The 17,029-nt window shown below is 56.6% G+C and carries 17 protein-coding genes; 5 read left to right on the forward strand and 12 right to left on the reverse strand.

All coding sequences use genetic code 11. The features are described from left to right. Positions 1 to 77 precede the first annotated feature (77 nt). Complete coding sequence (locus KO498_RS04780; protein ID WP_215958751.1) at positions 78 to 674, forward strand: transglycosylase SLT domain-containing protein; 597 nt, start codon at positions 78 to 80, stop codon at positions 672 to 674. Between the two features lie 125 nt (positions 675 to 799). Here KO498_RS04780 and KO498_RS04785 read toward each other — a convergent pair whose 3' ends face one another. The 4 genes from KO498_RS04785 to KO498_RS04800 all read right to left on the reverse strand — a co-directional run bounded on the left by KO498_RS04785 (position 800) and on the right by KO498_RS04800 (position 7,102). Next, positions 800 to 1,405, reverse strand: a complete 606-nt coding sequence (locus tag KO498_RS04785; protein ID WP_215958752.1) for a LolA family protein — start codon at positions 1,403 to 1,405, stop codon at positions 800 to 802. 112 nt (positions 1,406 to 1,517) lie between these two features. Then, complete coding sequence (locus tag KO498_RS04790; RefSeq protein ID WP_215958753.1) at positions 1,518 to 4,460, reverse strand: DNA translocase FtsK; 2,943 nt, start codon at positions 4,458 to 4,460, stop codon at positions 1,518 to 1,520. A gap of 13 nt (positions 4,461 to 4,473) precedes the next feature. Continuing rightward, a complete protein-coding gene (locus KO498_RS04795; protein WP_215958754.1) occupies positions 4,474 to 5,652 on the reverse strand; it encodes an aminotransferase class I/II-fold pyridoxal phosphate-dependent enzyme in 1,179 nt (392 codons plus the stop codon). A 121-nt stretch (positions 5,653 to 5,773) separates the two neighbouring features. Continuing rightward, positions 5,774 to 7,102, reverse strand: coding sequence for an amidase (locus KO498_RS04800; RefSeq protein WP_215958755.1), 1,329 nt, complete (start codon positions 7,100 to 7,102; stop codon positions 5,774 to 5,776). Between the two features lie 51 nt (positions 7,103 to 7,153). On the opposite strand from KO498_RS04800, the gene KO498_RS04805 reads away from it, so the two are divergent. Further along, positions 7,154 to 8,404 (forward strand): UbiH/UbiF/VisC/COQ6 family ubiquinone biosynthesis hydroxylase, encoded by a 1,251-nt coding sequence (locus KO498_RS04805; protein WP_215958756.1) that lies wholly within the window; start codon positions 7,154 to 7,156, stop codon positions 8,402 to 8,404. Between the two features lie 100 nt (positions 8,405 to 8,504). Continuing rightward, complete coding sequence (locus KO498_RS04810) at positions 8,505 to 9,851, forward strand: dicarboxylate/amino acid:cation symporter (RefSeq protein ID WP_215958757.1); 1,347 nt, start codon at positions 8,505 to 8,507, stop codon at positions 9,849 to 9,851. Positions 9,852 to 9,916: 65 nt separating this feature from the next. On the opposite strand, the gene KO498_RS04815 is transcribed toward KO498_RS04810, so the two are convergent. The 6 genes from KO498_RS04815 to KO498_RS04840 form a co-directional block, all read right to left on the reverse strand. After that, positions 9,917 to 10,108: a Trm112 family protein gene (locus KO498_RS04815; RefSeq protein ID WP_215958758.1), complete on the reverse strand. Its 192-nt coding sequence runs from the start codon at positions 10,106 to 10,108 to the stop codon at positions 9,917 to 9,919. Beyond that, positions 10,105 to 10,749, reverse strand: a complete 645-nt coding sequence (locus tag KO498_RS04820; protein WP_215958759.1) for an LON peptidase substrate-binding domain-containing protein — start codon at positions 10,747 to 10,749, stop codon at positions 10,105 to 10,107. The genes KO498_RS04815 and KO498_RS04820 overlap by 4 nt, the downstream gene beginning before the upstream one ends. 27 nt (positions 10,750 to 10,776) lie before the next feature. Further along, positions 10,777 to 11,709 carry a tetratricopeptide repeat protein gene (locus KO498_RS04825; protein ID WP_215958760.1) on the reverse strand — a complete coding sequence of 311 codons (933 nt, stop codon included), beginning with the start codon at positions 11,707 to 11,709 and terminating at the stop codon, positions 10,777 to 10,779. 63 nt (positions 11,710 to 11,772) lie between these two features. Further along, on the reverse strand, positions 11,773 to 12,564 hold the full coding sequence (locus KO498_RS04830; RefSeq protein ID WP_215958761.1) for an exodeoxyribonuclease III: 792 nt from the start codon (positions 12,562 to 12,564) through the stop codon (positions 11,773 to 11,775). Positions 12,565 to 12,638: 74 nt separating this feature from the next. Next, positions 12,639 to 13,493, reverse strand: coding sequence for an MBL fold metallo-hydrolase (locus KO498_RS04835; RefSeq protein WP_215958762.1), 855 nt, complete (start codon positions 13,491 to 13,493; stop codon positions 12,639 to 12,641). 103 nt (positions 13,494 to 13,596) lie between these two features. Beyond that, positions 13,597 to 14,283, reverse strand: a complete 687-nt coding sequence (locus KO498_RS04840) for a response regulator transcription factor (RefSeq protein ID WP_215958763.1) — start codon at positions 14,281 to 14,283, stop codon at positions 13,597 to 13,599. 141 nt (positions 14,284 to 14,424) lie between these two features. Here KO498_RS04840 and ribA point away from each other — a divergent pair, with 141 nt between their 5' ends. Continuing rightward, entirely contained in the window at positions 14,425 to 15,513 is a 1,089-nt protein-coding gene (gene ribA / locus KO498_RS04845; RefSeq protein ID WP_215958764.1) for a GTP cyclohydrolase II, read from the forward strand. Further along, the gene (locus KO498_RS04850; protein ID WP_215958765.1) at positions 15,510 to 16,010 is read left to right on the forward strand and encodes a L,D-transpeptidase family protein; all 501 of its coding nucleotides are present in this window, start codon (positions 15,510 to 15,512) and stop codon (positions 16,008 to 16,010) included. The genes ribA and KO498_RS04850 overlap by 4 nt, the downstream gene beginning before the upstream one ends. Positions 16,011 to 16,141: 131 nt before the next feature. Here KO498_RS04850 and KO498_RS04855 read toward each other — a convergent pair whose 3' ends face one another. Both KO498_RS04855 and KO498_RS04860 read right to left on the reverse strand, forming a co-directional pair. Next, a complete protein-coding gene (locus KO498_RS04855; RefSeq protein ID WP_215958766.1) occupies positions 16,142 to 16,582 on the reverse strand; it encodes a DUF3995 domain-containing protein in 441 nt (146 codons plus the stop codon). An 18-nt stretch (positions 16,583 to 16,600) separates the two neighbouring features. Further along, a complete protein-coding gene (locus KO498_RS04860; protein WP_215958767.1) occupies positions 16,601 to 16,996 on the reverse strand; it encodes a hypothetical protein in 396 nt (131 codons plus the stop codon). Positions 16,997 to 17,029 lie beyond the last annotated feature (33 nt).

The raw sequence follows: 17,029 nt of genomic DNA on the forward strand, positions 1-17,029 counted from the left end.
AGCGTGATTGTGATTTTGATTTGCGGGCGATTGCGCTATGGTGACTGCAAAATAAAAACAAAAATTGCGAGGGGCAGATGAGCAGAATCCTTTGCGCTATCATGGTTGTAACACTTCTTGCCAGTTGTGGCGGAGGGCAATATTCAGACGCGCCACGCGAGCTGGATAATGCATGTGCGATTTTGAAAGAGCGCCCGAAATTTGTGGGGGCATTCCGTGCCGCTGAACGTAAATGGAATGTGCCGGCGCATGTTCTGATGGCGACGCTTTACCAAGAGAGCAAGTTCAAGTCAGAAGCGCGACCGCCGTTCAGGTATACTCTTGGCGTGATTCCCATGGGGCGTCAGTCGAGTGCATATGGCTATAGTCAGGCGCTTGACGGAACGTGGAAGGAATACAAGCAAAAGACCGGCAACTTTAGTGCCAAGCGCAACAACATTCGCGATGCGGCTGACTTCATGGGGTACTACATGAACATCACGCGCGAGCGGAACGGCATCAGCCTGACGGATGCACGCAACCAGTATCTTGCCTATCATGACGGGCACACGGGATATGCGCGCGGCACTTACAAGCGCAAGGCTTGGTTGATGCGGGTTGCTGGCGAAGTCGGGCAGCGTTCTATCACTTACAAGTCGCAACTTGCAGGCTGCCGGGCTTTCAAACGCTTCTAAGTGCGTGCGGGTTAAAAGCGTTTTGAGACAAGTTGTGTCTCAGCTTGAGATTGATACGCCCACATCCTAAAGAAACAGCGCACGTTTCGCATTATTCTTGAAACCCAACAATAATGTGAAACGTTTTAGCGGCCCGCACGTTCTTGCGTGTTGATACCGATGTCAAAAAGCTTGTTGGCCATGCCGACGCCTTTTTGCAGATCACCCAAAACAACTGTCGTGCTTGAGCCGCCATTGTCGTTGATGATCCATTGACGCAGCTCTGTCGGGTTTGACGTGAACTTCAGCTGTATGTTGCCATACTCCGGGTGCGCCGGGTCTTGCGCGGTGATGGTTGTTGCCGTGCCGTCATAGCTGTGACCGACGACCATATTGGCGCGGGCCAAGTCAACATTGCGTGCAAGGATGATCGACAGTGGTGTGCGGGCGAGGGGGTATGTCTCGGGGCCCTGCTTTGTTTTGGGGTCAAAGATCGCCACTGTATTAGAGCTGGCGAGCACCAGAGTTTTCTCGGGTGGGTTATACTCAAACCTGATCTTGCCGGGGCGTTTGATGTAGATCGTGCCGGTGGAAATACTTCCATCATCGTTGATCTGGGTGAAGGCGCCTTTGGCAGTCTTCATCGCGTTAAGATACTTGGACAGAGCGCCGAGCGAGAGCTTGTCAGCGCTGACAGGGCCAGCGAGCGAAAGGGCCAGGACTGGGGCCAGAAAAATATGTTTTAGTTTCATGCTCTTTACCTAATGTGTCGCGCGCGGGTTTGCACGTCTGCTTTAGGGGGAAAGTAAGCAAAGGCCGGCTGATATGCGATATCAACCGGCCTCTTGATGGCGAAAAACCGCCTTAATGCTGTTCAGGAACCAATATCTCGCGTTTTCCAACATGATTTGCCGCCGAGATCAGGCCTTCTTCTTCCATCTGCTCCACGAGCTTCGCGGCTTTGTTATAGCCGATCGAAAGCTTGCGTTGGATGTAGGAGGTTGAGCATTTGCGATCTTTGATCACGATGGCGACTGCCTCGTCGTATTGCGCGTCCTCGCCGTCGGTGTTGCCACCAAGCCCAAGCACGGCGTCGATGTTGCCGGCGTTGTCGTCGGGCGGGCCTTGCACAACACCTGAGACATACTCAGGCGGGCCGTAGGCTTTGAGATGGTTGACGATTTCTTCAACTTCCTCATCAGCGACAAACGGGCCGTGGCAACGGGTTATCTTCGCGCCGCCAGCCATGTAGAGCATGTCGCCCATGCCGAGGAGTTGTTCGGCGCCCATCTCACCAAGGATAGTGCGGCTGTCGATTTTCGACGTAACCTGAAACGAGATACGTGTCGGGAAGTTGGCTTTGATCGTGCCGGTGATCACGTCAACAGAGGGGCGTTGTGTTGCCATGATGATGTGAATACCTGAAGCACGGGCCATCTGAGCGAGGCGCTGGATGCAGGCTTCGATCTCTTTACCAGCGACCATCATCAAGTCGGCCATCTCATCGACGATAACGACGATGTAGGGCATTTTCTCGGGGATGATCTCTTCTGTCTCAAACACGGGTTCGCCAGTGTCGTCGTCAAACCCTGTCTGGACGGTGCGCGAGAATGTCTCGCCTTTGGCAAGCGCATCAGCGACGCGGCTGTTGTAGCCGTCGATGTTGCGCACGCCCATTTTTGACATCTTGCGGTAGCGCTCTTCCATTTCGCCGACTGTCCATTTGAGGGCAACAACGGCCTTCTTGGGGTCGGTTACAACAGGGGAGAGCAGATGCGGAATGCCGTCATAAACCGAGAGTTCGAGCATCTTCGGGTCAATCATGATCATCCGGCACTCTTCAGGTGAAAGCTTGTAAAGCAGCGACAGGATCATGGTGTTGATCGCGACTGATTTACCAGAGCCGGTTGTCCCCGCGATGAGCAGGTGAGGCATTTTGGCGAGGTTGGCAACAACCGGGTCGCCGCCAATGTCCTTGCCGAGAACAAGCGGGAGTTTGTGCGTGCCATCGCCAAAGTCGCGGCCAGAAAGGATCTCGCGGAAGTTAACCATCTCGCGGTTGTCGTTGGGCAGTTCGATACCGATAACCGAGCGGCCGGGAACCGTGCTGACACGGGCCGAAAGCGCTGACATCGAGCGGGCGATGTCGTCAGACAGGCCAATAACTCGCGACGCCTTGAGGCCCGGAGCAGGCTCAAGTTCATACATAGTCACAACGGGGCCGGGGCGGACAGAAACGATCTCGCCTTTGACGCCGTAGTCATCAAGCACGACTTCAAGCATGCGGGCGTTCTCTTCCAGCGCTTCATCAGACAGCTGGTGGCGCTTGATCGAAACAGGATCGGCGAGCAAGTTGAGTGGCGGCAGTTCGTAGGCAGGGCGGTTGTCTTCAAACTTGAATTTTGGCTGCGCCTCGGCCTTGGCACGGGTTGAAACCGGTGCTGGCTTTTTGGGCGTGTGTTGAACAACCTTTTTGTGCTCGGGAACCGGAATTGCCATTGGTTGTGGAGCTGGCTGTGGGACTGGCTGTGGAGCTGCTTGAGGCGTCGGCTGTGCGGCTTCTTGGTAGAGCGGCTCCTCTATCAGCTCATCATCATCCTGCGCAAATGCCATAGGTGCTTCGACAACTTCAGCCATAGGCTGCGCCATATGTGCGCCAGTGAGCGGAGGCTCTGGCGGAAGTTCGGATGTTGGCATGGCGTTGAGAACCAAGGGGTCGGGCCCACGGCCGCGGCCCATTGTGAGAGGCGTGACCGACTTGGCAATTACGTCGGGATCAGGAACTTCGCGCGATTTGATGACATCAGCGATTTTGGCCTTGATGCGGTCATCAGCTGGGCCATGCTCGGCGGTATAGGTGTCAAAATGCGGCTCGGCCTCTACCAGTTCGGGCTCCGGCATTTCTGTCAGCTCGGGCTCTGAGCGGCGGATAAGGCCGGGCATGCGGGCCATTAGGCCAGGCTTGGCGTCAACTTCTGGAGCGGGCGCTGTCATGGGCGGCTCGTTGTGAAGAGATGGCTCGGCTTGGGGTGTGTTTTCAAGCACTTGCACATCTTGCAAAGCAGCCCAATCGGCGGCTTCGGCGCGTTCGATAGCGCGTTGTTCGCGGCGCGCGCGGTTGCGCTCTTGCATGGCTCCAGCGGCAGAAACTGCGCCGGTTGCGGTGCGACCAAGCAGTGTCATCAAAGCTGCGTAAGCCATGATTGTGCCGATCATCAGGAAGCGGGCGAGGTAACGCAGCTCAACTCTTGTGAAGCCGAGAACGAAGGCGCCGAGCGTCAACATTGCTACGCCGAGAAGCAAGGAGATAACTTTGAGGCCAAAGGTTGCGCTGACAGGCAGGAGGCTGAGGAGGCTTCCGAGCACTGTGTCGCCAAACAAACCACCGAGGCCAAAGCTGTGTGTCCAGCTTTCGCTTGGCACGAGGGTTGCGGCGTAGATCGCTAGCAAAGCGATCCAGATGGGCGCGAAGATCAGGCGGCCAACGGCGCGTTCTTCGCCACGGTGTAGTGCGAAGCGGACGCCCCAAGCGGCGAGGGCGATAGCGATGCCCCAGCTGCCCCAACCGACGATCATAAACAGCGGTGCGGCAATTGAAGCGCCAAAGCCGCCGAGCCAGTTTTGCACTGGCGCATCGGTTGCTGAAAGCCAAGAAGGATCAGACGGGGTATAGGAGGCGATCATCGCGGCGGCGGCGGCGGCCACTACCAGCAAAGCAATGCCGATCAGCTCTTTGCCGCGTTTTTCGATGGCCTGCGCCATGTTGCTGTCAAGAAGCGGATCACGTCCACGTGCCTGATATGCCATGTTTACCTCGTCCTTAGTTTTGGATGCAGTTTTTGAGCTTTTCCAAGCCTTGCTGCACGTCTTGTTTTGGGGCCACTAGTGCGACCCGGATGTATGATTTACCGGGGTTGTTCCCGTTCACGTCGCGGCTCAGATAAGCGCCGGGGAGCACCCGAACGCCTGTTTCTGTCCAGAGCTTGAGCGCTGCTTCTTCGCCATCTTCAACAGGAAGCCACAAGAAAAACCCAGCCTCAGGGCCTTGGTAGCCTTCGAAGTCTGCCAAGACTTTGTCGGCAACGGCAAACTTTTCTTGGTAGAGACGGCGGTTTTCGATCACATGCTCTTCATCGCTCCACGCGCGTGCGGCGACCGCCTGTAGGGGTGTCGGTAACGGCGCGCCAGCGAAGTTACGCAATTGCAGGAGCCGCGCGAGGCTTTTTGGCCCACCCGCAGCAAAGCCGGAACGCAGGCCGGGGAGGTTTGAGCGCTTTGAGAGCGAGTGAAAGATCACCACGCGCTCGGGGTGAGCGTTCATTTCGGCGGCGACTTCCAACGCGCTGGGCGGCGGCGTGTCGCGGTAGATTTCTGAATAGCATTCATCAGAGAAAATCTGAAAGTCGAACACTTCACCCAGGTTGATGAGGTCGCGTAGATACTCGCGAGAAGCAACAGCGCCTTGCGGGTTTGACGGCGAACAAATGAACACTGCGGCGGTTTTTTTGAGGATGTCGGTTGGCAGGCCTGCAAAATCAGGCAGATATCCGGTGCTGCGAGTGGCTGGCACGAACACGGGGTTCGCCCCGATAGACGCCGCGCCGACAGCGTACACCTGATAGAACGGGTTGGGCATCAGGATGTTTGGCGTGTCACCGAACTTCTTTTCGGGAACCAGCGCCATACAAGCATTGTAAAGCCCTTCACGAGTGCCATTGAGTGAGAGGATCTGGCTGGCAGCATCGGTTTTGACGGAAAACCGGCGCTCGATCCAACCCGAGATCGCGGTAAGCAAAGCTTCACTACCGTCGTTGCGCGGATAGTTGTTGAACCCGTCGATATTGGCGGCGAGTTCGTCTTTAACCCAAGCAGGAAAGGGATGTTTTGGCTCACCGATGGTCATATGCACGGGCTCACCGCCAGCTGGATGATGATCCAACAGGGCGCGCAAACGCGGGAACGCATAGGCCGGAAGGTTCGAAAACCGCTCGGGAAACATAGTAATACTGCCTCAAGTTCAGGGTCATTAACGCCCTGTTTGAATTCAAATTACTCAAGGTGCGGCGGCGCGTCCAGAAAAACTACGTGAATTCAGACAGTTTGTGGCATTTCGGCCAATGTTAAGAGAGCGCCGTTTCAGCGGCGGCGGCGATGCGCAGCAGCTTTTCCTCTGCAAACGGCGCGCCCATGAAGGAGATACCACAGCTCGGAACGCCTGTTGGTAGAGTTATCGTCGACAAGCCAAGCACGTTTCCAATGCGGGTGTTGCGCAATGCGAGCAGGTTTTCAGTGACGTAATAGTCATGATCTGACAGGAGACGCTCGATATTTGGTGGCATGATCGGGGAGGTGGGCACCAAGACGGCATCATATCGGGCAACACGGGCAGCCCATGTTGCGCGCGCGGTATCAAGAGCGTGCCAAGCGGCAACATAGTCGGGTGCAGCAAACTCGGCACCCGCACGGAAGCGGGCAAGAATTTCGCCAAACATTTTTTCCGGTGCGGCTTCGATCGTGTCTTTCCATGTGCCGTAGGCTTCGGAGGTGAATAGCACAGCGGTTTTGCTCATGGCGTCGACAACTTCTGGCGCTTCGATGTGTTCGATACTTGCACCTGCCGCCGAGAGGCGCCCAACAGCACTTTGAAAAGCGTCACGGGGCGCATCGCGGATGTCGTCAAAGGCGAGGGTATCAAGAATTGCAAAGCGGCGATTTTTGAGGGAGGCATCAGCGAGGTCGATCGGGTCGCGGCCCTCTAGTGCGGCGAGCATCAGCGCGGCATCTTCGACGGTGCGACAGAGCGGGCCGATGGTGTCGAACTTTGCACAAAGCGGCACAACACCATTGAGAGGCAGGCGCTCGGAAGTTGTTTTGAGGCCGACAAGATCGTTCCAGGCCGAGGGGATGCGAACAGAACCGCCTGTGTCAGAGCCAATGCCGCAAGGCGCGAGGTTGAATGCAACCGAGGTTGCTGCACCCGAGGACGAGCCGCCGGAAACAGCCTCGTGGTCATTCACACAGGGCGAAGTTTCGGTGACGGGGTTAAGGCCGAGTCCGGAAAAAGCCAGCTCGCTCATGTGGGTTTTGCCGAGGCAGACAAGGCCCGCTTGAGTGGCATTTTGGAGCACGAGGGCGTCAGTGGTTGGCACGCGGCCTTTGAGCAGGGCTGTGCCTGCTTCGGTGGTTGTGCCTGCTGTATCAAACAAGTCTTTCCAGCTGATCGGCACACCGTCAAGCAGACCGCGTCGCAAGCCAGCTTTCGCACGATCAGAAGCGGCTTGCGCTTCGGTCAGGGCGCGTTCTTCAGTGAGGCGAGCATAGATGCGGCTCTGCATCGGATGGGCTTTGATGGCGGTGAGGTAGGTTTGCGTTAGCTCAACAGGATCAATCTCTCCGGCGGCAATTCCGCGGCCGAGATCACCCATGCTCATTGTCAGCCAGTCTTGCATTTGCCTTGCTCCTTCGCGCGTGTTGGTGTGACCGTAGCGACAGAGTGCAGCATGGACAATCCCGCAGCGACAGGCATATTGCAGGGTATGAAATACGACAGTGATATTGTGATCGTCGGCGGTGGGTTAAATGGCCCTGCGCTAGCCTTGGCTCTTGCGGCTCAGGGGCATCAAGTTTGCATCATTGATGCCCAGCCCGAGACCCTGCGCAAGAACGCTGCGTTTGACGGGCGTTCATATGCTTTGGCACTGGCCTCCAAGAGGCTTCTGGCGCGGCTTGGTATCTGGGAGCAAGTCGCGGGACACGCCGAAGCGATGCAGGAAATCAAGGCCAGTGACGGGCGCGCAGGCGAGGGGCCTTCGCCCTTGTCGCTGCACTTTGAGCGGGGCGAGCTTGAGGAAGGCCCGATGGGCTATATGCTTGAAGACCGTTACTTGCGGCGGGCCTTGCTTGAGGCGGTTGCGGCGCAGGAGCTTGTCGAGATGCTGCACGATGAAGTTGTTGAGCAGGATGTGACCGAGCAAGGCGCTTGGCTGACTTTAGCTTCTGGCAAGGTTCTGAGCACGCGACTGATTGTTGGAGCTGATGGACGTGCTTCGGGCACGGCCGAGAGAGCTGGCATCAAGCGCACGGGCTGGGACTATGGCCAGACGGCGCTGGTTTGTGCGCTTAAGCATGAGTTACCGCATGACGGCATTGCACATCAGTTTTTCATGCCGAACGGGCCGCTGGCTATTTTGCCATTGCCCGACAATCGCGTGTCGATCGTATGGTCAGAGAAAACCGGTATAGCTGCCGAGATCAATGCACTGTCCGACGAAGATTATCTGCAAGTTTTGCGGCCAAGGTTTGGCGACTTTCTCGGTAAGATCAGCCTTGATGGCAAACGCTTTTCCTACCCACTCAAACTGACCATTGCCAACCATTTTGTTGCTGAGCGCGTGGCCCTTGTTGGTGACGCTGCGCATGGGATGCATCCGATTGCAGGGCAGGGCCTGAACGCCGGTCTGCGTGATGTTGCTGCGTTGGCGCATGTGATTGCACACGCCGGAATGATTGGCGAAGACTTTGCCAGCCTGCTGGTTTTACAGCGCTTTCAAGAATGGCGGCGCTTTGATACCGCGACGCTGGCGGCGGCGACTGACCTGTCAAACAAGCTGTTCTCAAACGACAACCCGCTGCTGCGCCTCGGACGTGACATTGGCATGGGCGTGATCAACGCACTGCCCGCTGTGAAACGCAGTTTTGTGCGCGAGGCGGCAGGGCTGTCGGGCGAACTGCCTGATTTGATGAAATCCTAACTCCATAAAAACATGCTTGGTGGTTTTCCTACGTAGGCGTAGCATGTGACAATCTGGCACAGGTAGGCCAGATGCGTGTATAAAAAAGTGGAGGGATATTATGACTTGGTGGCACTCAGCTACTCTCACAACAAAGATCGTCTATGCGATGCTCGCAGGGCTTGTTGTTGGGCTGGCGATAAATTTGACTTACGGCGTGAACGGAATGGTTCAACCTGGCGTTAGCGGGTTCTCGGATTTTATGGTTTACGGCGTGTTCCATACGTTCGGGAAAATGTTCGTTTCGGCGCTCAAGATGCTGGTTGTTCCGCTGGTGACCTTCTCGCTGATCTGCGGTGTTCTGGGCATTGGCGACATTCGCGTGCTGGGCCGTGTCGGCGGCAAGTCGGTGTTCTTTTACCTGCTGACAACAGCGATCGCGATTGCAACTGCGATCATCATCGCTTCGGTTCTCAACATTGGTGCCGGCTTTGAGCAAGGTTCTGTTGCGGTCAAGGAAGTGACGGCCAAGGATGCACCTTCGCTGGCGGATGTGTTGATCAACATTGTTCCAACCAACCCAATTCAGGCGATGGCGAACGGCTCTATGTTGCCGATCATTTTCTTCGCTGTGCTTGTCGGCATTTCGATGCTGATGATGGGCAAAGAGGGCAAAGGCCTGCAAGACTTTGCAATGAAGATGAACGACTTGATGATGAACATGGTGAAGATCGTCATGTCATTTGCGCCTTATGGTGTGTTCTTCCTGATCGCGAAAACCTTTGCTGAAAACGGCCCGGCGATGTTCATGCCGCTGATCGGCTATGTCATTGCATTGCTTGGCTCGCTGGCGTTCCACTGTTTTGTGACGCTGATGTTGCTGCTGAAGCTGTTCAGTGGCCTCAGCCCGATGACGTTCCTGCGCAAGATTCGCCCTGCACAGACGTTTGCTTTTTCGACAGCAAGCTCGAACGCGACGATCCCGGCAACGCTGAGTGCGGTGACAAACCGTGTTGGTGTGCATCCTTCTGTTGGTTCTTTCACAGTGCCGTTCGGCGCGACGATCAACATGGACGGCACCGCGATCATGCAGGGTGTGGCGACCGTGTTTATCGCCAACGTCTACGGTGTTGAGCTTGGTGTTGGGGGCTACCTAACGGTTATTCTGATGGCGGTTCTGGCTTCAATCGGCACCGCCGGTGTGCCGGGTGTTGGCATGGTTATGCTGACCATGGTTCTCACGCAAGTTGGCCTTCCGGTTGAAGCCGTTGGCATGCTCTTGGGTGTTGATCGCCTGATGGACATGTGCCGGACAGCCGTGAACGTGACGGGCGATGCGGTTGTTTCGTCGATCGTGGCCAAGGGCGAAGGCAAGTTGGATATGGATATATTCAACAACCCTGATGCAGGCATAATCATGGACTCCGATTTGCCGCATGTCGACGATGAGGGCCACTTTGTAAGCTAAGGCTTATGCGCTAAAACCACAAAGGCCGGCCAGTAACATGGCCGGCCTTTTGCTTTTGTAATGAGTTAATCTTCGATCTTGCGGGCTTCGCTGAACAGCATCACCGGGATGCCATCGCGGATCGGATAGGCGAGGAACTCGGAAGCGCTGATCAGCTCTTGCGCCTCGGCGTCATACTCAAGCCGGCCTTGGGACACGGGGCACACGAGAGCCTCAAGCATGCGGCGGTCAAACGGTTGTGCGGGTGCATCTGTCATTGGATGAGGTCCTCGTCATTGCCGCCGTGCAAGGCGAACTCGATCAATGTGATAAGTGTTTCACGGCGTGTCGACAAGGAGGGTGCTTCGAGCAGGGCTTGCTTATCTTCGGGCGCGAACTCAAGCAGCATCGAGAGCGAGTTAATGAGCAACTCATCCTCGGCTTCTTTCAGTGTGTCCCAATCAGTGTTGAGGCTTTGCGACGACAGATAGCGGCCCAATAGCTCAAGAAACTTTGCGCGGTCAAAGGCTGGGTCGTGCTCGACGGGGCCGGTGTCCTGTTCGAACCCGTCCCAGTCTACCCGCGCACGGCGGTAGGGGGTGAAGCCTTCGATCTCTTCCAAAATGCGGTAACGTGATACGCCTGTGAGGGTGACCATGTAGCGGCCATCATCTGTTTCGGTGAACTGGGTGATGCGGCCTGCGCAGCCGATTGTGCTCAACATTTCTTCCTCGCGGCCGGGGATGCTGAGCGGTTGGATCATCGCGATCAAGCGGTCAGGGGTTTTGAGGACATCATCCAGCATTGCAAGGTAGCGCGGCTCGAAGATGTGCAAAGGCATGTTGGAACGCGGCAGCAACAGCGCGCCCGGAAGCGGGAAGATTGGGATCACCTCGGGCAGGGTCAGGGGCGTTTGCATGTGTTTAGCTTAGCCTTGAGCGCTGCTTTAGATCAAGATCATCGAGCCGAGCTTTCGACGGCCATTGAGCGCAATCGGGTCTTGCGGGGGCAAGGCGTCAAAGATGGTGAACAGCTGAAGCCTTGCCGCGTTGTCGTTCCACTCGCGGTCACGGCGGAAGAGTTCGAGCAACTCGGTTACGGCTTCCTCAACCTGGCCCGCCGCTTGCAGGGCATTGGCGTAGTCGTAGCGCGCCTGGTGGTCGTCGGGGTTTGCCTCAACTGCGGCTTTCAACTCGGCAACGGGGCCAGCATCGGCGGCCTGTTTGGCAAGCTCAAGCTGGGCGCGCGCGGCTTCAAGCTCGGGCGCTGCGCTGATCTCGGCCGGCGCGCCGTTGAGCACCGCCTCGGCTTGCTCGGTATCGTCTTGTGCCAGATGCGCACGGATCAAGCCACCATAGGCAGCGGCGCTAACCGGGTCTTCCTCGATGACCGCAGCGAAAATCTGTGCGGCGTCTTCGGGGTTGCCTTCGGTCAACATTTCCTCAGCCGCTTCAAGCGCGCCGGCGAGACCACCAGATGTGTCGCCACCTGCGGCCTCGATCATCTTGTTGAGGAAGGCATCAAGCTCGGATGCGGGCACAGCACCTTGAAACATATCGACAGGCTTGCCTTGGAAGAAGCCAACAACTGTCGGAACCGATTGAATAGGCAGGCCTTGCTGGGCGAGCATTTGCGCGAGGCGTTGCTCTTTATCAACGTCGATTTTTGCCAGTTTCACCGCGCCGTTCAGCTTGGTAACCGCCGCTTCAAGCATCGGGATAAGTTGCTTGCAAGGGCCGCACCATGTTGCCCAAAAGTCAACGATCACGGGCACTTCTTGCGAGCCGTCGATCACTTCTTGCATAAAGTTTTCTTCGGTCACGTCGATGATCAGGTTCGCTGCTGTATCAGCAGGCTGGCTCAGGTTCAGGTCCATCATGGTGGTGTCCTTCAAGTTAGGTGTTGCCAGTTAGATGAGGTATCAAGCGGCGCGTTGCAAGGGCTAGCTTAGGTCAAACGTGGCAAAAACCGGAGCATGATCAGAGGGTTTTTCCCAGCCGCGGGCGTCGCGGACGACGCGGGATGAGTGACCGGCGTTTGAGATGTCGGGTGTGGCCCAGAGGTGATCAAGGCGGCGGCCTTTGTCGGCTGCACTCCAGTCTTTGGCGCGGTAGGACCACCAGCTGTAGAGCTTGCCTTCAGGGATGTCCTGGCGTGTGACATCAACCCATGCTCCGGCGTCTTGTGTCTGGGCGAGGTGCTCAACCTCAACAGGCGTGTGGCTGACGATCTTGAGCAGCTTCTTGTGGTCCCAGACATCGTCTTCACGCGGGGCGATGTTGAGGTCGCCAACGAGGATAGCCTTCTCGGGTTTGTTGGCATGAAAGTGGTCACGCATCTCGGTGAGATAGTCGAGCTTTTGACCGAACTTCTCGTTGATCTCGCGGTCGGGTTTGTCGCCGCCAGCAGGGACGTAGAAGTTATGAACTGTCACGCCGTTCTCAAGCTTTCCTGCGATATGGCGGGCATGGCCGAGGCTTGCGAAATCTTCGGCACCTGCTTCAACCATCGGGATCTTGGAGAGGATCGCGACGCCGTTATAGCCCTTCTGGCCACGCGCAACTATGTGATGATAGCCAAGCGCCTTGAAGCCCTCCAGCGGGATCAGCTCAACCGGGCTTTTGCACTCTTGCAGACACAGTACATCGGGCGCTTGTTCCTCAAGAAGTTTAAGCACGATCGGTTCGCGCAAGCGCACGGAGTTGATGTTCCAAGTGGCGAGAGTAAATGACATGATGCGCTCCTAAAGTGAGGTTTGATCATGCCCCTTTGAGGTGGCGGCCTTCAAGAGCGAATGTGCGCTTTGGCCTATGCGGAGAAACTTTCACTTGAGTGCATTAACAGCATATGGTCGTTGACACGCGTTTCGCCGGTGTGTGGTGCTTCGGTCAAGAGGCGCTCAAGCGTGACGTGCAAATCTGTCAGGTCACTGTAGGCAAGTTCGGGCATGTCGTCGGTTCCGGCTTCGGTTTGGCCGTGGGCACAAACGATGCGCAGGTTCTTTGGCAAAATCTCAAGCAGGTGTTTTGTCGTGGCGAGATAGTCGGGCAGCGAAGCGTAGGGCGTTTGCGCGTAAAGCTCACCACGGTAGATGAAGTCGGCGGCGAACAGCGTGGCATTCGCGGGCTCCCATATCGAGACAGAGTCGGGCGAGTGGCCCGGCGTGTGAAGGATATGCAGGCTGCGCTCCCCGAGAGTCAGCGATTGCGCGAGGCTGGCCCAGTGACTAACAGAAAAGCCGGGCGCGGTTTGGCCTTCGGATGCACCGAGAAACATGTCGTCGGGAACAGTGATTTGATTGCCTTTCGCAATGCCTCGCAAGATGGGTAGATCGGCAACGATGATACGCTCGAAGGATGAGATGTTGCCGAGGTGATCGTGGTGCATATGCGACGGAAAGGCAGAGATGTGCGCATCTGTGAGATGCCGGACCAGGGGCGCGATTGGGCGGTAGCCCGAGCCTGTATCAAAGAGCAGGGCTTCGTCGTTGCTCACAAGCAGATAGGACCAATTCATCTGATGGTAGGCAGGCTCGCCGATGGCCCATGTGGACTGATCAAGCTGTTTCAGCGCGAACCAGTCGTTCTCCAGTGTGAGGCCTTGAGCCAGGTTCAGCTCGGCGATCGGGCGTTCAAAAGGGTTGGTCATAGGGTAGTCGAACACCTGGGGTCTGCCTGTGTCAACCGACTTGAAAGAAAAGCAAAAAAGGCCGAGCAACGTGCTCGGCCAGTGATTGACCATCTGGCCAACAGGGAGGTAAACTTTGTTAGGAAACCAAGCGGTAACCGCCTGATTCTGTTACCAAAAGCCGTGCATTTGAGGGGTCGGGCTCGATCTTTTGGCGGAGGCGGTAGATGTGGGTTTCAAGCGTGTGCGTGGTGACGCCGGCGTTGTAACCCCAGACCTCGTGCAACAAGATATCACGCGGCACGACCCCCTCGGAAGAGCGGTAAAGATACTTGAGAATGTTGGTCTCTTTTTCGGTCAACCTGACTTTCTTGTCGTCTTCGGTGATCAGCATCTTCATCGCCGGTTTGAAGGTATATGGCCCGAGGGTAAAAACAGCGTCTTCGCTTTGTTCATGCTGGCGCAGCTGGGCGCGGATACGGGCCAGAAGCACAGGAAACTTGAACGGCTTGGTGACATAGTCGTTGGCGCCTGCATCAAGGCCCAAGATAGTGTCGGCATCGCTGTCGTGACCTGTGAGCATCAGCACCGGAGACTTGACCCCTTGCTTGCGCATCAGGCGGCAAAGTTCGCGGCCGTCGGTGTCAGGAAGGCCGACATCAAGTATGATCAAATCATAGATGGCCTCCTTGGTTTTAACCATCGCGTCAGCCCCGTTTGCGGCTTCAAAGACATCAAAGTCTTCTGTCATCACCAGCTGTTCGCTAAGGGCTTCGCGCAGATCGTCGTCATCATCGACGAGCAAGAGCTTTCTAAGTTGAGCCATGTTGGTCTCCTTTGTATCTGTCTTGTCATCAAGCTAGGCACAAGGCGAGCGAGGACAAGAAATGCTGCAAAGCTCTCACGCGGTCGTGTTTCTGTGCGCCTTATTGTTTCAATTCTGAAACACTTGGCCTAGAGATATGCCATGACGTTTGCACCCGATATAAACGAACTCCTAGCTCGTGCGCGAGCTGATCTGCGCATTGGTGTGCCTGTTTGCTTGCGTGCAAGAGCAGGTGACGCGCTGATTTTGCCTGCTGAAACCGCGGATGAAACGCGGTTTGCGGGGCTGCGGGCGGCTGGCGAGACAGTATTGGCGATAACTGCAAGGCGTGCCGAAACGTTAAAAGCGCGGGCATATGACGGTGACTTGGCAAGAATCACCCTGCCCAAAGAGGCGAGTTTGGCGTGGGTTCGCGCGGTTGCTGATCCGAAGGATGATCTGTCTGCGCCGATGAAGGGGCCTTTGGATAGTTTGCGTCAGGGAGAAGCTACACTTCACAGGCTTGCGATTTGGTTAACCAAGAGCGCGAGGCTCCTTCCGGCGGTTTTGGTAACGAAGGTTAACGATGCCAAGGCACTGGCAGAGCGCGAGCAATTAACCGTGCTGAACGCCGAGGGTGTTGCCAATGCGCTTGAGGCGCAGACGCAGTTGAATGAGGTCGTGCAAGGGCGCGTGCCGATAGAAGCTGCGGAAAACACGCGGCTGCATGTGTTTCGGCCAGATGACGGCAGTGACGAGCATTACGTCATTGAGATCGGCCGTCCTGATCGTAGCAAACCAGTGCTCACAAGGCTGCATTCGGCTTGTTTTACGGGAGATCTGATGGGGTCGCTCAAGTGTGACTGTGGCCCGCAGTTGCGCGCGGCGCTGGCCCAAATGGGGGCTGAAGGCAGCGGCATTCTGCTCTATTTGAACCAGGAAGGCCGCGGCATTGGCCTTGCGAACAAAATGCGTGCGTATAGCCTGCAAGACCAAGGGTTTGACACGGTTGAGGCCAACCACAGGCTTGGCTTTGAAGACGACGAGCGCGATTTCACCATTGGCAGCGCCATAATGAAGAGCCTCGGGTTCTCTTCGGTGCGGCTGTTAACCAACAATCCGGCGAAGATCGATATGATGGAGCGCACGGGTGTTAAGGTTGTTGAGCGGGTGCCTCTGGTGGTTGGCGAGAATGCGCATAACACCAAGTATCTTGCTGTAAAGGCTGCGAAATCAGGGCATATGCTGTGACGCCCGAGACCCTTGTTTTGACAAAGCTCGGCCTACGTTTTGCGGGGCGTTTGTTCCCCTGTAGCATTGGCAAAGGCGGCATTAAGGCCGACAAGCGCGAGGGTGACGGAGCGACGCCTGTTGGTAAGCACCGCATTGTCGGGATGTATTACCGGCCTGATCGTGTGACCCCGCCGCAACCTTGGGCTGTGCCGATTGGCCCGCGCGACTTGTGGTCGGATGCGAGCGGGCAACCGGACTACAACCACCACGTTCAAGCGCCATATTCCTTTAGTTGTGAACAGCTTAGGCGTGCTGATCCTCTCTATGACATTGTGCTGATTACAGACTGGAACTGGCCTGACGCGAGGGCTGGAAAAGGCTCGGCCATCTTTCTGCATCAGTGGCGGCGGGCGGGCTATGGAACCGAAGGCTGCATTGCTTTCCGGCGCGACCATCTGCGATGGATAGCGGAACGGGTGTCGCTTGGAAGCGAGCTGATTGTCAGAGAGGGTTAACGGCCCGTGCGGTTAGGTTAACGGTGGTGCGCAGGTGCCAGAGAGCCTGTGACTTGCGTGCATACCGCAGTGCATATGGCAGTGCATAATGCGTGCTGACAGTTTTGCAGCAAGAGTTAAGGTGAATTAACTTAATGCAGCGCTCGGTGGGTGACGAGAAGGACCAAGAGGCCGACACCGATTATCAGACAAAGCGGCGAGAAATAGCGTCTGTCCAGACTGCGAAACGGCTCTTCCGGTGTGAGACGCGCCCATGTTGGTGTGTAAGCGAACAAGCCCCGGCCGAGAAACACCAAGGTTGCACCTGCTCCGACGAGGGCGGTGAGAGCAGAACGGTTAAACAGGCCGAGGCCGCCAAGCTCGAGCGCTATGAGCGCCACGATTGCAAGCAGTAGAGCGACGACGTAACAGGCCGCCGGCGGTGCCATTGTTGCAATACCTTTGAAGCCTGCCGTTGCGCGTGCGAGCTTGAATTCGTCGGCAATTGGCCACCAAATGCGCAAGCCCCAGAGCAAGTGTAGGGCGGACAAAGCGAGCAACACGCCTGCGAGCAAATAGGATATGACGGCCAAAGGGCTGCTCCGAAATGCCTAAGGATACTGTTTACGGGCGCTGGCTTTTGCGAGCGCCTTGCCGCCTTTCATCGCGGTGGCTGTCCACTCGTAGGTGTGGCGGCCGGACGGTGGGCATGGGCTTTTGTATTTGAACGAGCCCGCCGGAATTTTGACTGAGCCGTTGACTTGCAGTTTCATTTTGCCGCCGCCGTGATTGTAGTTTGGCACGTCAAGGTCTTTCAGGCGGAACTCGATCTGGGTTGTGCCAGGGGGCACATCGTTGAGCGTGAAAGCAGGGTTGCCGACGGTGTTCGGGCTGCCGTTGGTGCAAGACGGGATATTGCCCCAACCGGAGAACGACATTGAAAAATCGGCCATTGCTGCGCTGGCGCTGAGGCTGGCTGATGCTGCAAGGATCGCGAGCGTTTTCATCGGATGACTCCTGTTGTGTCGGGGGCTTATAAC

Source organism: Lentibacter algarum, assembly GCF_018860975.1.
GTDB classification, from domain to species: Bacteria; Pseudomonadota; Alphaproteobacteria; order Rhodobacterales; family Rhodobacteraceae; genus Lentibacter; species Lentibacter algarum_A.

Excerpts from the sequence above, each read along its gene's own strand:
- KO498_RS04780 (WP_215958751.1), top strand. The coding sequence starts at position 78 with ATGAGCAGAATCCTTTGCGCTATCATGGTTGTAACACTTCTTGCCAGT.
- KO498_RS04785 (WP_215958752.1), bottom strand. The coding sequence starts at position 1,405 with ATGAAACTAAAACATATTTTTCTGGCCCCAGTCCTGGCCCTTTCGCTC.
- KO498_RS04790 (WP_215958753.1), bottom strand. The coding sequence starts at position 4,460 with ATGGCATATCAGGCACGTGGACGTGATCCGCTTCTTGACAGCAACATG.
- KO498_RS04795 (WP_215958754.1), bottom strand. The coding sequence starts at position 5,652 with ATGTTTCCCGAGCGGTTTTCGAACCTTCCGGCCTATGCGTTCCCGCGT.
- KO498_RS04800 (WP_215958755.1), bottom strand. The coding sequence starts at position 7,102 with ATGCAAGACTGGCTGACAATGAGCATGGGTGATCTCGGCCGCGGAATT.
- KO498_RS04805 (WP_215958756.1), top strand. The coding sequence starts at position 7,154 with ATGGACAATCCCGCAGCGACAGGCATATTGCAGGGTATGAAATACGAC.
- KO498_RS04810 (WP_215958757.1), top strand. The coding sequence starts at position 8,505 with ATGACTTGGTGGCACTCAGCTACTCTCACAACAAAGATCGTCTATGCG.
- KO498_RS04815 (WP_215958758.1), bottom strand. The coding sequence starts at position 10,108 with ATGACAGATGCACCCGCACAACCGTTTGACCGCCGCATGCTTGAGGCT.
- KO498_RS04820 (WP_215958759.1), bottom strand. The coding sequence starts at position 10,749 with ATGCAAACGCCCCTGACCCTGCCCGAGGTGATCCCAATCTTCCCGCTT.
- KO498_RS04825 (WP_215958760.1), bottom strand. The coding sequence starts at position 11,709 with ATGATGGACCTGAACCTGAGCCAGCCTGCTGATACAGCAGCGAACCTG.
- KO498_RS04830 (WP_215958761.1), bottom strand. The coding sequence starts at position 12,564 with ATGTCATTTACTCTCGCCACTTGGAACATCAACTCCGTGCGCTTGCGC.
- KO498_RS04840 (WP_215958763.1), bottom strand. The coding sequence starts at position 14,283 with ATGGCTCAACTTAGAAAGCTCTTGCTCGTCGATGATGACGACGATCTG.
- ribA (WP_215958764.1), top strand. The coding sequence starts at position 14,425 with ATGACGTTTGCACCCGATATAAACGAACTCCTAGCTCGTGCGCGAGCT.
- KO498_RS04860 (WP_215958767.1), bottom strand. The coding sequence starts at position 16,996 with ATGAAAACGCTCGCGATCCTTGCAGCATCAGCCAGCCTCAGCGCCAGC.